Annotated in this window: 14 protein-coding genes and 3 pseudogenes; 14 read left to right on the top strand and 3 right to left on the bottom strand. The window is 50.1% G+C overall.

Features of this window, described 5'->3' with window-relative positions:
- The first annotated feature begins 205 nt into the window (after positions 1-205).
- The 6 genes and pseudogenes from B5E60_RS13115 (at position 206) to B5E60_RS13090 (ending at position 5,777) form a co-directional block, all read left to right on the top strand.
- Positions 206-2,536 carry a hybrid sensor histidine kinase/response regulator gene (locus tag B5E60_RS13115; protein ID WP_239403355.1) on the top strand — a complete coding sequence of 777 codons (2,331 nt, stop codon included), beginning with the start codon at positions 206-208 and terminating at the stop codon, positions 2,534-2,536.
- Positions 2,537-2,551: 15 nt separating this feature from the next.
- Positions 2,552-3,858, top strand: a pseudogene (locus tag B5E60_RS13110) (sigma-54-dependent transcriptional regulator).
- A 358-nt stretch (positions 3,859-4,216) separates the two neighbouring features.
- Positions 4,217-4,633, top strand: coding sequence for a hypothetical protein (locus B5E60_RS13105; RefSeq protein ID WP_087312346.1), 417 nt, complete (start codon positions 4,217-4,219; stop codon positions 4,631-4,633).
- 205 nt (positions 4,634-4,838) lie between these two features.
- The gene (locus tag B5E60_RS13100; protein ID WP_087312344.1) at positions 4,839-5,162 is read left to right on the top strand and encodes a helix-turn-helix domain-containing protein; all 324 of its coding nucleotides are present in this window, start codon (positions 4,839-4,841) and stop codon (positions 5,160-5,162) included.
- Positions 5,163-5,175: 13 nt separating this feature from the next.
- Positions 5,176-5,469, top strand: coding sequence for a helix-turn-helix domain-containing protein (locus B5E60_RS13095; RefSeq protein ID WP_087312342.1), 294 nt, complete (start codon positions 5,176-5,178; stop codon positions 5,467-5,469).
- Positions 5,466-5,777, top strand: a complete 312-nt coding sequence (locus B5E60_RS13090; protein WP_087312340.1) for a helix-turn-helix domain-containing protein — start codon at positions 5,466-5,468, stop codon at positions 5,775-5,777. Before B5E60_RS13095 ends, B5E60_RS13090 begins: the two co-directional genes overlap by 4 nt.
- A gap of 55 nt (positions 5,778-5,832) precedes the next feature.
- Here B5E60_RS13090 and B5E60_RS13085 read toward each other — a convergent pair.
- Positions 5,833-6,357, bottom strand: a pseudogene (locus tag B5E60_RS13085) (site-specific integrase); the annotation flags it as partial.
- Between the two features lie 321 nt (positions 6,358-6,678).
- On the opposite strand from B5E60_RS13085, the gene B5E60_RS13080 reads away from it, so the two are divergent.
- The 3 genes and pseudogenes from B5E60_RS13080 (at position 6,679) to B5E60_RS13070 (ending at position 9,732) form a co-directional block, all read left to right on the top strand.
- Positions 6,679-8,010 (top strand): site-specific integrase, encoded by a 1,332-nt coding sequence (locus B5E60_RS13080; RefSeq protein WP_087312349.1) that lies wholly within the window; start codon positions 6,679-6,681, stop codon positions 8,008-8,010.
- 3 nt (positions 8,011-8,013) lie between these two features.
- Positions 8,014-9,351 carry a site-specific integrase gene (locus tag B5E60_RS13075; RefSeq protein ID WP_087312336.1) on the top strand — a complete coding sequence of 446 codons (1,338 nt, stop codon included), beginning with the start codon at positions 8,014-8,016 and terminating at the stop codon, positions 9,349-9,351.
- 7 nt (positions 9,352-9,358) lie between these two features.
- Positions 9,359-9,732 (top strand): annotated as a pseudogene (locus B5E60_RS13070) (transporter).
- A gap of 93 nt (positions 9,733-9,825) precedes the next feature.
- Here B5E60_RS13070 and B5E60_RS13065 read toward each other — a convergent pair.
- Positions 9,826-10,128, bottom strand: a complete 303-nt coding sequence (locus B5E60_RS13065) for a helix-turn-helix domain-containing protein (RefSeq protein ID WP_087312334.1) — start codon at positions 10,126-10,128, stop codon at positions 9,826-9,828.
- Positions 10,129-10,169: 41 nt separating this feature from the next.
- Entirely contained in the window at positions 10,170-10,481 is a 312-nt protein-coding gene (locus tag B5E60_RS13060; protein WP_087312332.1) for a helix-turn-helix domain-containing protein, read from the bottom strand.
- Between the two features lie 547 nt (positions 10,482-11,028).
- Here B5E60_RS13060 and B5E60_RS13055 point away from each other — a divergent pair.
- The 5 genes from B5E60_RS13055 to B5E60_RS13035 all read left to right on the top strand — a co-directional run bounded on the left by B5E60_RS13055 (position 11,029) and on the right by B5E60_RS13035 (position 14,855).
- On the top strand, positions 11,029-11,469 hold the full coding sequence (locus tag B5E60_RS13055) for a DUF3408 domain-containing protein (protein WP_087312330.1): 441 nt from the start codon (positions 11,029-11,031) through the stop codon (positions 11,467-11,469).
- 181 nt (positions 11,470-11,650) lie between these two features.
- Entirely contained in the window at positions 11,651-12,016 is a 366-nt protein-coding gene (locus B5E60_RS13050) for a plasmid mobilization protein (RefSeq protein ID WP_087312328.1), read from the top strand.
- 9 nt (positions 12,017-12,025) lie between these two features.
- Positions 12,026-12,976 (top strand): relaxase/mobilization nuclease domain-containing protein, encoded by a 951-nt coding sequence (locus B5E60_RS13045; protein WP_087312326.1) that lies wholly within the window; start codon positions 12,026-12,028, stop codon positions 12,974-12,976.
- A gap of 2 nt (positions 12,977-12,978) precedes the next feature.
- Entirely contained in the window at positions 12,979-13,638 is a 660-nt protein-coding gene (locus B5E60_RS13040; protein ID WP_087312324.1) for a hypothetical protein, read from the top strand.
- A 5-nt stretch (positions 13,639-13,643) separates the two neighbouring features.
- Positions 13,644-14,855 carry a tyrosine-type recombinase/integrase gene (locus tag B5E60_RS13035; RefSeq protein ID WP_087312322.1) on the top strand — a complete coding sequence of 404 codons (1,212 nt, stop codon included), beginning with the start codon at positions 13,644-13,646 and terminating at the stop codon, positions 14,853-14,855.
- The last annotated feature ends 335 nt before the right edge of the window (positions 14,856-15,190 follow it).

The raw sequence follows: 15,190 nt of genomic DNA, 5'->3' as shown, positions 1-15,190 counted from the left end.
CATTCTACGATAGTCTGGCAAAGATAAATTCAAATCGTTGCGCTCGTTTTATCTCTGTAAATTCCTAATCATCAATATTTTCAAAGAACTTTCATGATTTTTTACCGGACACTAGTGATATGACATAATTAAAATCTGACAATCTCTAACTCGATTTTTATTTTAATGTCGGTTAATTGCGAATGTGTTAATGGAATGCTAATAGATGAATTTTGAACAACGATTACAGATAAAAATAGTAATTGGCTATATTATCATGTTTATTATCGGAATAAGCATGGTTTTTATTTTGGTGCATGAACGCGGGCGCATCAGGGAGATAGAAGCCGGCACGGAAACCATCCGGCAGGTGCGCCGTGACATCAGTAACGCCCACCGCCTCATTACCAGACTTGCCCTGTTGGGTGAGTGTGTCATCGGCTGGGACGAAACGGACTACCGCCACTACCATGCCCAGCTCCTGCGCACCGACAGCCTATTGCAAGCCATGAAACCAATCTGTCGCGAATACGTGCAACCGGCACAGATAGACACGCTCCGCTCCCTCCTTGCGGACAAGGAAACCCACCTGCGGCACATCATGGAGGTAATGGAGCGGCAGAACGAGGCGGACAGCCTACTGGTGAACCACCTGCCTGAAGTGGCTCGACGGGCGACGCGTGTCCGTACCATAAAACAAAAGAAAAGCGGGCTGGCCGGTTTCTTTGGCGGCAAAAAGACCGTACAAATAATTCCGTCCGCCAAAGAACTGCACGAGTTCAGCGACAGCCTGACCGCCCTGCAACGGAAACAGGCAGCAGAGATGGAAGCCTATGCCGACAGCCTGCACTTACTTGGGAAAATTTTGAACTCACAACTAAACAGACTAATTAATGATTTGGACGATCAGGCTCAAAAAACCTTTACACAGAAAAGCATTGCAATAGCAAACGCACAAAAACTATCCGTAAAACTATTCACCGCAACTATAGCAGGAGCTATTATATTGCTCATATTCTCTCATTTAATAATAATGCGTGATCTTCGTAGACGAGAACGCGACCGTAAGGAATTGGAGAATTTATTGGTGCAAAATCAGACTCTCTCCGATGTCCGAAAAAAAATCATAATGACTCTTTCTCATGATATCCGCGGCCCACTGAATGCCATTACGGGCAGCGCTGAACTCGCCATAGACACAAAGGATAAGAGACGGCGTAATATATATCTTGAAAATATTCTGAATTCTTCCCGCCACATAGCCAGACTCGCCAATAGCCTGCTCGACCTGTCCCGCCTGAACGAGGCCAAGGAAACCCTTAATCCCGTCCCGTTCAATCTCATTCCCTTTCTTGACAGGATAGCTGACGAATATACACGGCCGGCCAATGACAGGGGGCTGCTCTTTTCCAGGGACATCAATGTCCCGGACATCACAGTTTCCGGTGACGCCGACCGCATGGAACAAGTATTGGACAATCTGTTGTCAAATGCCGTCAAGTTCACAAAGTCCGGTTCGGTAAGTTTTTCCGCCTCGTATGAAAAAGAAATTCTGACAGTCCGGATACAGGATACGGGCATAGGCATGGACGGGAAAACCGTGGAGCGGATATTCCAGCCCTTTGAACGGGCCGCACCCGAAGTGGACGCCGAGGGGTTCGGGCTCGGTCTTGCGATAACCCGTGGGCTTGTCAGCCTGCTTAAAGGAGATATTTCCGTGTCCAGCCGTCCGGGTGAGGGTAGTTCCTTTGAAATACGGATTCCTCTTTCCCCGACGGACGAACCGATAAAAGACACTGCTATCCCGGTTAAAGGCAGACTGAGCCTTCCGCAAAGGATCCTTGTGGTCGATGACGACCCGATACAGTTGCGCATCGTCGGAGAAATGCTGGAAAGGAACGGCGTGTCATGCTGCAAGTGCCAGAATGCCCAGGACGTGGTAAACGAACTGCGCCGGACCCGTTACGACATTATCCTGACAGACATACAGTTGCGCGGCACGGGAGGTTTCGACCTGCTGTACCTGCTGCGGCACTCCAACATAGGTGACTCCAAAACGGTACCGGTCGCTGCAATGACTGCCCGGAATGACGGGAGCGACTGCCGCTATTCGGAAGCCGGCTTCTCCGGCTGCATCCGCAAGCCGTTTTCCATGAACGAACTGCTGGCGTTCCTGTCATCCATTACGGAGAAGGAGAAAGCCGAGCAACCCACTTCGGCTGACTTCTCCGCATTGGCCGCCGACATCGAAGACAGGAAATGGATTCTGGAGACATTCATCAGGGAATCCCTAAAGAACAAGGCGGAGCTTCAGGAATCCCTTTCGGACATGGAAATGGATTTCGGACGGATGAAGGAGACACTCCACCGCATGTACCCGGTATGGGAGCAGCTGGGCATATCCCACGAACTGGAATGGTTCAGTGAAATACTGCATGACGACGAACCGGACAGGCATACGGTCCAAACGCATACGGAGGAAATAATCGGTCGTATATGCGGACTGATTGCAGAAGCGGAAAGGCTACTGTCAGAAACTGTAAACGGACAACAATAGAAAACGAGACATATAATGAAGCACAAAATACTTATCGTAGAGGACAATATCATGCTGGCTGGCCAGCAGAAAAGGTGGCTTGAAAAGTCCGGATACGTGGTTTCGAGCACGATAGACGAGCCGGGTGCCAGAAAGCGGATAAAGTCGGAACACTTCGACCTGGTTCTTGCCGACGTGCGCCTGCCCGAGGGGGACGGTATATCCCTGCTCGAATGGTTTCGCAAAGAGAAAATCGACATTCCTTTCATCGTCATGACCGATTATGCCTCCGTGCCCGACGCCGTGAGAGCCATCAAGCTTGGCGCGGACGACTATCTTGCAAAGCCCGTGCAGATGGATGAGCTTCTTGAATTGATCAAGGATATGTTGCAGCCGAGTTCCCGGGTCTATGACAGGGACAGGAGCCTTTTCCGCAGGAACAGCCCGCAGATGCTTGAGGTGGAGAACCTTGCCCGGACTGTCGCCCCGTTTGACATATCCGTGCTTATCCTCGGACCGAACGGAGCTGGCAAGGAATCCGTCGCGCAGCGGATACATTACTCCAGCAACCGCAGGGAAAAACCGCTGGTAGCCGTCAACTGCGCCGTCCTTCCCAAGGAGCTGGCGCCTACCCTCTTTTTCGGACATATGAAAGGGACTTTCACGGGTGCGGACAGCAACAAGGACGGATATTTCGACCTGGCCAGGGGCGGCACGCTGTTCCTTGACGAGATAGGCACGCTGCCCCCGGAAGTGCAGGCTATGCTCCTGCGTGTCTTGCAGGAAGGAACCTATCTCCCAATTGGCAGCAGCCGGGAAAGGAAGGCCGATGTGCGCATAGTGGCCGCCACCAACGAGGATCTGCAACTGGCCATCAGGGAAAAACGCTTCCGTGAGGACCTGTACCATAGGCTGGGTGAGTTCGAGATAGTCCTGCCTTCGCTGCATGATTGCCCGGAAGACATCCTGCCGCTGGCGGAACACTTCAGGGAGAAGTTCTCCAAAGAACTCAAACGGCAGACGGAAGGGTTTACTCCCGAAGCCGGTCGGCTGATGCTTTCCTACCGGTGGCCGGGCAACGTGCGTGAATTGCAGAACAAGGTCAAGAGGGCTGTGTTGATGGCCAGGCAGACGGTAATAGAAGCGGCAGAACTGAACATCCGGCAGGAAGAAACGGACGGCGGAATCAACCTGTTCCCGGAAACGGAAGCGGAGGAGAAACAGTCCATCCTCAAGGCACTGACGGCAAGCAGAGGTCACCGTAGGAAAGCGGCGGAAATGCTGCATATAGACCTTCCACCCTGTACCGGAAAATGAAAAAATACGGTCTGCTTGACAAATGAACGGCATCTTTTTCATTGTCAGCAGCAAGATATGGAAGAAAAAGGCATTACAGAATGGAAGAAAATGCCTACCTTTGCAAAAAGGCCGGAGAACTGTGCGCCGCATAAGTTCCGGCCATGACATATTGAACTGATAGCGGCAAAGGCTGGAGTCCTGCCGGTTATCATACATAAGTCGCAAGACGTCTCGGATGGGAATCTGACAAATTCAAAAATACAGAGACTATTGCGTGAGGCTTATGCTATGCCTTATAGCGTGAGCCCATGCATGTTTCTGTATTGGGCTTTGTCAGAGCCTCCGTCCGAAGCTGCGTGGGTTTCACGCTTCTTCATTTAAAGAGGATTAATAGACAAAGGCATGGCAAAGTTACAGGTAGTGATAGCAATGACATTGGACGGGGCCGTTCCACCGGAAGGCGAACCGTTGTTGGAGTGGGTAAAATCGGACAGGAAGGGCTTCCCGCACTGGCGGAAGCGTTCCACCATGCACCTGTTTCCCGGCTATCCCCTTGTCGAACTTATCTGTGAGAAAGACACTTCCGGACCTTCCACCGTCTTCCATGCGGAAATATACGATGAGAAAGGCGTGGAACTCCTGAGAGGGTTGTCGGTTTACCGGCTCATAGACGAGCTGGTCATCTTCCTTTTCCCTTCCGCCGGCGTTTCCCGTCTGTCCGTTTCCGCCCACCTCCCCTCGGGCAACTGGCGGCTTGTCAAATCCAAAACTTTCCGGAACGGCGTGTGCCGTCTGAATTATTGCAGGATGTTGCAATAGTCCGTTGCAGGACATTGCAAATGCAATATGCCCGTCAGCCTCCATTTCGGAAGGCTGATTTTTTATTTCTATGGTATTCAGTGGTTTATGCTTTTCGAATATAATAATCTGCCGCGTTGGTCTATGATTTGGCCTTTATCATATTGAAACCTGTTGCGCAACAGTGTGAGAAACGAAGTATTCACGCACTAAAACAGAATTCAGTATGATACAGATAGACCGGGAGACATTCCAGATGATGCTCCACCAGATTATGGAACGCTTCGACAAGATAGAGGACAGGCTGAACCGCATGAACCGGCAGACGGCCGCCCTTGAAGGCGACAAGCTGCTCGACAACCAGGACATGTGCGAACTGCTCGGCGTGACCAAGCGCACCCTTGCGCGTTACCGGCAGAAGAAGCTCGTGACCTACTACATGATTGACGGGCGTACCTATTACAAGGCATCCGAAGTACAGGAGTTCCTGAACAGGAAAGGGAAGGTGCTGCCCGCAAGAATCAAAAAGGAATTGGGTATTCAATCTTAATCAGACAAGACACATGGAAATAATATGTATAGACAAAAAGACTTTTGACGAGTTCCGGACGCGTTTCTGTGAACTTGAAAGCCGGCTGGCCCGGCTGTGCCGCTCGTGTGAGGACATGGGGCTGAAGAACTGGATGGACAACCAGGATGTATGCGACGTGCTCCACATATCGAAGAAGACACTGCAAGTGTACCGTGACAAGGGACTGCTGCCTTTCACACGCATCAAGCACAAGATGTTCTACAAGCCTGAAGACGTGCATAATCTGTTGGAATCGAATTATCACCCTTTAAAAAGAAAGCCATGAGTTACCATTTCATAGAGAGGAAAGATCCTCACGTCGAAGTCCTTTTCCAGGGACTGGAAAATCTGGAAAGAATGCTGTCTGACATGGAAAAGGCTCCCAGACCGATGTTCAAGGGAGAACGCTTCCTGACGGACGAGGAACTGTCCGGCATACTCAGGATAAGCCGGCGCACCTTGCAGGAGTACCGCACGTTCGGTGTCATCCCTTATTACCTCCTTCAAGGAAAGGTGCTCTACAAGGAATCCGACATCCAGAAAATGCTGGAGGATGCCTACAAGAGATGCCGGGAAGAACAGAGGTGGGTATAGCGTAAAATAGAAATGGAGAAACAGATCCTGCGGTTGTTTCTCCATTTTTCTATTATCATCCTGCAAGTTGCCGCCGTTTCCGCTTTTTCTCCTCGAATTCCTCCTCATAAAGGAATGCCCTCCGGTTGACAGAGGAATCCTTCAGCTTTTTCATATCCTCCTCCACTTTCTTGTCAGTGACTTTTGCATAGATCTGTGTGGTTTCGATACGCATGTGCCCCATCATGCGTGCCACCGTTTCAATCGGAACTCCGAGCGAGAGGGTAATATGAGTGCCGAAATTATGCCGGGCCTGATGGAAGGTCAACGGGAAGCCGTACACTTTGCCCAGTTCCGTAACAAGGGTAAGGAAATACTTGCGGCAGTAAAGGTTGAACACATTGTCGCCGTTTCTTTGCCCCTTATACTTCTCGATTATCTTCATCGGGATGTCCAGCAGCCGGACGGAAGATGGTGTGTCCGTTTTCTGCCTTTTGTAGTGTATCCACCAAGTGCCGTCGTCAGCCTGCGTGATGTCGTCCGTCTTCAGCCTTTTCAGGTCGACAAATGCCAGTCCGGTGAACGAAGAAAGAAGTATCAAAGCAAGGGAGATAGATTTAGAGAAGAATAAACGCAAAGCGTTGTAAATAAGCGGTTTTGCAGTTGTTTGCCATTACAGCCAAACAGCAAGGAAAGGCAGGATAATGCAAGGTTTCCGCTACCAAGTCATTACCTGTTCCGCTACCTGTCTGAAGCCTGAAATACAGCGTTCCTAATGCTTGTAAACAAGCATTATACGTGCGGCAAGGGCTTCAAATCCGCAGATTTAACAGCGTCCGTTCCGTTTGCGCCGTTCTGCCCCGTTTCCAATTCTGTCGGTCAGCAATGTATCACTAATATTGCAACCAAAAAAGTCATGGAAATGAAGACAGAAATGAAAGTGCTGCTCTACATCAAGCGCAGCGAAAAGGACAGGGACGGGCTGTCGCCCCTCATGGGCAGGATAGCCGTCAGGGGAAAGAACAACTCCATCGCGCAGTTCTCCTGCAAGTTCAAGGTGGACGTGAGGCTGTGGAACGCCACGGCTCAACGGTGTACGGGCAAGAGCCGGATGGCGGTCATGGCAAACCGCGAGATTGAACGCACGCTATTGCTGCTGCGCCAGCGTTTCAACGAACTTAAAGATATCAAGGGGATTGTTTCGGCAGAGGAAGTGAAAAACGCCTACCAAGGTCAGGCGGAATCTCAGGACACCCTCATGAAGCTGTTCGGGGAACACAACAGCGACTACGCCTTGCGCGTGGGCGTGAACCGTGCCATGAACACCTATTACCAGTACACGAACACTTACCGCCACCTTGCCGTGTTCGTGAAAGAAAAATATCATCTTTCGGATATGCCCGTCAAGCAGATTGACGGTAACTTCATCGAGGATTTCGACATGTACATGCGCACCGTCAAACGGTTCAAGCCAAGGACAATAGTCGGTCACATCAACCGCCTGAAATGCGTGATGATGCTTGCCGTGTTCCGCGGAATCATCCCTTTCAGCCCGTTCAAGGGGTACAGCCCCCAAAAGCCGGAGTTCAAGCAGATGTACCTTACGGAAGAGGAACTGGCCAAGTTCGCCAACATGACCTACGACACGCCCAACCGCAATTTCACGAGGGACATGTTCCTGTTCTCGTGCTGGACTGGCATCTGCTACTGCGACATGAGGGCATTGACGGAGAAGAACCTCGTGAAAGCCGAGGACGGAAGCCTATGGATTCATACGGAAAGGCTGAAAACGGGCACTCCCGAATGTGTGCGCCTGATGGAGATACCGCTCGCCATCTTGGAGAAATACAGGGGCATGGATGCCAACGGGAAACTGCTGCCCATGCTCACAAAGGAGAGCATGAACCGCCACCTGAAGAAAATGGCCGTGATGTGCGGTATCAACCGCCCGATTTCATTCCACCAGAGCAGGCATACCTTCGGCAGCATAATCTGTCTTTCGCAGGGCATTCCCATCGAAACGGTGAGCAAAATCATGGGACACAAGCATATCAAGACCACGCAGCGGTACGCGAAAGTCACGCAGGACAAGATAGACCGTGACGTGGACAGGCTGGGCGAAGCCATTGAAGGCAAGTTCTCCCTGTTCGGGATTGATTCGGCTCCTTCCCCGATTCATAAGGACATTACCCGGCGCAGGGTCAATCCGAGTTGGAAACAGAAAGCTATTGTCAAACAAATGATGGAGGGATAGGCCATGCGAAGCACGTTCAAGCTATTGTTCTACATCAACCGGCAGAAGTTGAAGAAGAACGGCAAATGTCCGATAATGGGTCGCGTCACCCTTGACGGTAAGGTTTGCCAGTATTCCACGGGGCTGGAAGTCGAGCCTACGTATTGGAACGCCGATACGGGCAGGGCTTCCACTGACGGACGCAAGGAGAGCCTTGACAGCGAGAAGAAAAAGGAGCTGGTCAGGCTGAACGATGCCCTGTCCGCACTGGAAGCCAAAGCACATGCCGCCTACAAGGAGAACGTGGACAGTTACGGCTTCGTGTCGGCAGAAATCATCAAGAACGCCGTGACGGGCAAGTCGCAGGTGAAGGAAACCCTGCTTGCGTTGATGGATGAGCATAACGAAGAATATGCCAAGCGTGTGGGCATTGACAGGACAAGGCACAGCTATGTCCGCTATCTGACCACACGCAAGCACATCCACAATTTCATGAAGTACAAGTACAACATGGAGGACATGCCGTTGCGCTCGCTGACCATGCGCTTCATGACCGACTTCACGTTTTACCTTTCCACCGTGCTGAAATTGAAGGTATCGGCATACAACGACTACCTCATCCTGCTGCACAAGATGACGCGGCTCGCCTTGAAGAAGCATATTCTCAAACGCGACCCTTTCGCGGGACACAAGATAGAGAAGGTTCCGGTGAACCACCGCTACCTGACGGGTGAGCAGTTTGAGAAGCTGTTGAAAGCCAAGCTGCCCACATACCGACTTTGTCATACGAGGGACTTGTTCGTCTTTTCGACTTTCACGGGCATCGGGAGGGCGGATTTAGCGAATTTGACGGAGGACAACATCATCACGAAGGAGGACGGTAGCAAGTGGATTCACATCGCCCGTCAGAAGACCAAGGCAGAGTGCCATATCAAATTGTTGGACATACCCTTGCGCATCATTGAGAAGTATCGCGGAGAAGGCAAGGACGGCAAACTGTTTTATGTGCCAATCACCGGAAACCTCAACCGCAGCCTGAAAATGATTGCCGAACAATGTGGCTTGGACTGCCATCTTACCTACTATCAAAGCCGTCACTCCTTCGCAACCCTGATTTGCCTGAACAACGGCGTGCCGATAGAAAGTATCAGCAAGATGATGGGGCATTCCTCCATCCGCACCACGCAAATCTATGCGGAAATCACCAACCAGAAGGTGAGCCGTGACTTGGCTGTATTGTCCGAGACCACAAAAGGCAAGTTCTCCCTGCCTGATGACGGGATGCCATCGCGTGTGTTCAAATGCGGCAATTACAGCGGCTGGAAAAAGGAATGTAAACGGAATTCAGACAATGAAAAATGATGCGGACATGGAAAGAGGAATAATCACAATCACTGAAAACGGGGCGGTCACGATGCCGACCGCTCCCGTTTGGATGACGCAGCAGGAGATGTGCGATGCGTTCAATGTGTTCGGTTGCTATATTCGTAAGGCTATTGCTGTCATTTACAAAAACAATGAATTGTCGGAAGAGGAAACGGTGCGACATATCAGGCTGGACTACAGGATTTGCTATGACGTGTACAGCCTTGAAATGGTGATTGCCGTGGCTTTCAGGTTGCGAAGCCGCGAGGCAATGGCTTTCAGACGGTTCATCATGGACAAACTCTGTTCTTTCAATAGAGGAAATTCCATCCATTTGTTTTTTCGCTATCCAATGCCCATCCCCGATGCGCATGTTAGGATAAAGCGAAACGACCTTCCCATAAAGAGTAAGCCGATGGCTAGGCAGTTATCTTGCAGCCATCGGCTTACTCAGTTTTTGCAAGTATCAAATCACGTTTCCAAACGATAGGCGTTCCGATAACCGCTCATCACCATCTTTTCGATGTCCGATTCCTTATACAGAATTTTTCCACCCAACTGGTAATAGGCAATCATCCCGTTGCTGCGGTAGTCCTGCAAGGTGCGGCGGCTCACCTTGAGCCATGCTGACACCTCCTTGTCCGTCAGGAACTGTTCGTTACTTGGCGAAGCCTTGTGCCCCGCATCCATTCTTTCGATACCTTCAAACAAAGCATCCAGCTTTCCGATGAAGCCGACCTCCAGTTCACGGTCGGCAAGAATCAAGTCGTTCATAATTTACAGTGGATTTAGTGGTTATACATATTATTGTCTGATTAGATGCTACAGCCACGATAGGCTGCATCCTTACGCCTGTCCTCCACGAGCCGGACGATGCGCTGCACATCCTCCGGCTTGTAGAAAATCTTGTGCCCTATCTGCGAGTAAGCCAGCGTACCGTTGTCGCGGAGCGTCTGCAAGGTTCGCGGACTGATGCGCAACTGTTGGCAGACCTCTTGGTTGTCCATCCAACGGCTGAGCCGTTTCCCTTCCCTCTTGCGGAGGATTTCATTTACCCGGTCGGACAGGCGGTTGAGCTTGCCGACCATCTCTTCGTACTTTTCTTTCGAAATAATTACTACATTCATTTCTTATACTGATTTTAGTGTTAATAATCCGTTTTGCCTGCAAAGTAAATCCGTTGTTCGCATGGAACAATGGATTTGCAATGAGGTGGCAGCTTGTGGCAGCAAGTGGTCGGGAGTGGCGTAATCTACCGAACCCGTAGCGTCTGTTCCAAGCGTCAGTGATGCAAAGAAAAGTGAAGTCCGGCATAATCCGACCACTTCACATCTGTGTGGCAGCATTTGGCGTCGGTGTGGTAGCCTGTGGCGTTCTTCGGTTTCTAATGCCATCCGAAAATATGTTCTTCTGGTTTCCTAAAAGCCATATCCTTAAATCCGCCCTGACAGCTCCAATTAAGCCCTTAAAATTTCCAATGCCCGTTTCATGTACTATGGCAAAACGGCGCAGCCTGTACCGCTTAGGCAATGCGTAAAGTGCAAAACCGTACATTGTTGTCACACTCAGTCCAATCCTTTGACTGTCTGTTTTATAGCCATTTCCTTTGCAATCGATAATCGGTCAAATGTGCGCACAACGACCAACATTGTTAAACATTTAATTCAAACAAGTATGAAGAAAAATTTAAGCAGCCAAAACATGGATGCAGCATTGCAGGATTTTTTAGGTAGCAAGCCGAGTATGGAAACCCCGAAGCCGGAACCCCAGCCTGCTGACACGCAGGAACAGCAGGAAAAGGCAAGCGAGGTTGTACAGGAACAGGCAAGTGAAACCGTGCCGGAACAAGTAGATGAAACTCCGCAAGTGGTACGCCGCATCAGCGGCAAGCAACGCAGGGCATCGTTGGAGGATTACAAGGAAACATTCCTTCCCGTTCCGGTCATCGAAGACCGCAAGCCCGTGTTCCTCAGCCGCCGCACGCGCGACGCCCTTGACCGCATCGTCCGCATGTTCGGCGAGCGCAGGATGAGCGTGTCGGGACTGGTGGAGAACATCGCCCGGCAGCATCTTGCCACCTACGGGGAGGACATCGAGGCATGGCGTAAACTCTGAGAATTAAGGTGCTGATTGACGGGATGTAGTTCGGAGTTACTCTGAACCTGTCCAACGGAGTTTTGAGGGGAGCAAGTTTGTGTTTCGGGCATACCGAAACCGCCTGCTCCCACTCCGAAACTCCGTGGAAGCTACATCCCGTTGGTCTATTATGTATGCATACTTTAATCATTAGAAATCAATGGAACAGAAACGGAAAACTGGCAACAGAAACAAGGGAGGCCGCCCCAAGAAGGGAGCGGCAGACAAGCTGAAATACCGCCTTACGGTGAAGATGGCGACATCGGACTACTACACGCTGAAAGGCAAGGCACGGAGCGCAGGCATATCCGCCGGGGAGTTCCTGCGCCGTTGCATGAGGGAAGGGCAGGTTAAGGAGCGGCTCACGCCGGAACATACTGGTTACGTCCGCAAGCTCTGCGGCATGGCGAACAACCTGAACCAGCTTGCGCACAAGGCGAACGCCGCAGGCTTCGTCACGGTGAGGATGGAGTGCCGAATACTCGTGGCACGGATTGAAGAATTGCTGAACTTAATCCTCTTATGACAGCCGGATATGATAGCTAAAATCGTAAAGGGAAGCAATTTCAGGGGTGTGGTAAACTACATTCTTGACAAGGGAAAGGACGCTAAAATCCTTGTCTGTGACGGTCTGTTTGCCGAGGACAAGGACACGATAGCCATGAGCTTCGAGGCACAATCAAAGATGAATCCGAAGGTTACGAAGCCTGTCGGACACATCTCGTTGGCTTTTCATAAGGAAGATGAACACCGTCTTACAGACCGTGCAATGGCAGGAATAGCGTTGGAATACCTGAAGGAAATGGGGATAACTGACACGCAGATACTCATCGTGCGCCACTTCGACAAGGAGCATCCGCATGTGCATATAGCGTTCAACCGTATCGCCAATGACGGCAGGACAATCAGCGACCGCAACGAGCGGATACGCAGCGCACGCATCTGTAAAGAGCTGACAAGAAAGTATGGTCTTTATTTCGCCAGCGACAAGGAACAGGTGAAACAACATCGCTTGAAAGAGCCTGACAAGACCATGTACGGGCTTTATACTATCCTTAAATCGGAGGTTTCAAGGTGTGGAAACTGGAACATGCTTGCCTCTAATCTGAAGAAACAAGGCGTGGACGTGCGGTTCAAGTTCAAGGGCAATTCGGACGAGGTACAGGGTGTAGTTTTCACCATGAACGGCTACTCGTTCAGTGGTTCCAAGATTGACAGGCGGTTCAGCTATTCCAAGATAGATGCAACGTTGAACGCCAACCGTCAAGAGGAACGGCAAAGGCTAATGGTCAGCCAAGCGGCAGACTACCGACATCCGGCATCGCCACCATCACAGTTTGAGCCAAAAGGCAGTGATGACTTGTACAGCGGCTCGATAGGTCTTTTCATGCCCGATAATGCAAACGCGCAGACGGATGAGAACTATTTTGAGGAACAGTTAAAACGCAAGAACAAGAAAAAGAAACAACGTAAAATAAGATTCTAAACATGGATAATAATGAAGTTTATGCGCTCTTCGAGGACATCAAGAATGGCTTAAAGGGCATCAATGACAGATTGGAGAACGCTCCAAAAGTAAGTAACAGCCAATCGGGAGAACAAGCTCCTGTAATGGATTTGGCTCCCATAAAGGACTTGTTCGACAGTTCCGCGAAGGAGCATCAGACTCAGACCAAAGCCTTGCTGACCAAGTATGCGGAAGCGGAAGTAAAGACATCGAACAGGATTCTGCATCTGTTGCGTGACTTGAATGAATCGTTTGTCCGAAGTTCGGAAGAGCGGAAGGATGAGCCGCAGGAATATATCCACCGCCATTGTTTCGACATTAGGTCAAGCAAAGTGTTCTCTCTTTTGGTCGGCATGGGTGTCGTGTGCAGCCTCTCCATCTGGGGCAACATCGAGCTTTGGCAGTCCAAGCGGCAGTATGCGGACGATGCTTTGAAGTTCCGCGTCATCCGCTCATGGGGAGGTTGCGATGCCAATCACATCCTCTGGATGAATGACGTGTTCGACATCCGGCGTGACGAGGAAACCATTGAAAGGCTACGCCAAGTGGCTGACGGCTATGACAAAAAGTTAAAGTCTTTATCTGACAGCCTGATGCAAGAGAAACTGCAAGTGGAACAAATTACCAATAACAAAAAGTAACGTGAATGGCATCAGTAAAAGTGAAATTCCGTCCTTCTTCCATAGACGGCAAGGAGGGCAGCATCTGTTATCAGGTGATACACAACCGCGTGGTCCGCCAAATCAGGACGGACTACCGGATATTTGAAAACGAGTGGAACGGGAAAACATTGACAGTCGTCGTTCCTGTTTGGGCAAGCGATGAGCGTAAGAACTATCTGCAATCGGTTGTGAGGTGTATTGAATGGGACATCAAGCGCCTGAGAGTCATTATCTCTTTGTATGACAAGAGAAATGGGATTTATACGACAGACGATATTGTCGCTAAATTCGATAAACAGGCAAACGAGCAATCCTTGTTCAGCTTTATGCAGGAGGTTATCGGCCAGTTGAAACGGTTGAACAGAATCCGCACATCGGAAACTTATGCCGCCACGCTAAGCAGCTTCATGAAGTTCCGTAACGGACAGGACATCCTGTTGTGTGAGGTGAATAGCGACACGATGATGCTCTATGAGGCGTGGCTGAAAACCAAGGGCATCTGCCCGAACACCGTTTCATTCTACATGCGCATCCTGCGGGCTGTGTATAACCGCGCCGTGGAAAAGGAACTGGTGGAACAGAAACACCCTTTCAAACACGTTTACACGGGAATCGACAAGACGGTCAAACGCGCTGTGCCATTAAAGGCAATCAAGCGTATAAAGGAACTTGACCTGACGTTGAAGCCACATCTTGACTACGCACGGGACATGTTTCTCTTTTCGTTTTACACCCGTGGCATGTCATTCATTGACATGGCCTATCTCAAGATGTCGGACTTGAAGAACGGTGTCATCACTTATCGGAGGAAAAAGACCAGCCAGCAGCTTAGCATCAAGTGGGAGAAGTGTATGGCGGAGATTGTCACCAAGTATAAAGACCGTTCCGCCACACAATACCTGTTGCCGATTATCACTGACCCGTTAGCTGATGAGAGAATTCAGTATCGTAATGCCCTCTGTCGAATAAATGTGGCTTTGAAAGAGGTTGCGCGGTTGGCAAGCCTATCAATACCGCTGACGATGTACTGTGGCCGCCATAGTTGGGCGAGCATTGCCAAGAGCAAGAATATACCGATTTCCGTCATCAGCGAGGGTATGGGACACGATTCGGAGGAAACCACGCGCATCTACCTTGCATCGTTGGATTCCAATGTGATAGACAAGGCAAACAGCCTTATATTGAAAGACTTGTAATCAGAAGTTCTTAGGAGATTTGTTTTGCAAAAATCGGAATCTCTTGATAAGAGATAAATGTCGGAGGAATAAGGCGTAATAATCAGTGCGTTAGATGAGCGAAAAAAGCCGTTCTGCCTAACAAATCAGTATAAATAAGCCTCCCATAACGCATTATCAGCGGCGATTTTAACGGATTCTGCAATATTATGCGTACCTTTGCGACATAACCATTAACTCTTATCAAGAGATGAATTTCAAGGAGATACTGCATAAATTCCGTACCGAATCATTCACGGAGCGAGAGAAAGGTACAAAATTCGAGCGTCTGATGCGCTCATGGCTGCTGACAGACC

The organism is Alistipes sp. An116 (genome assembly GCF_002161005.1).
GTDB classification, from domain to species: domain Bacteria; phylum Bacteroidota; class Bacteroidia; order Bacteroidales; family Rikenellaceae; genus Alistipes; species Alistipes megaguti.
Note: the sequence above shows the minus strand (reverse complement) of the source record. Positions and strands in the feature narration are given on the sequence as shown.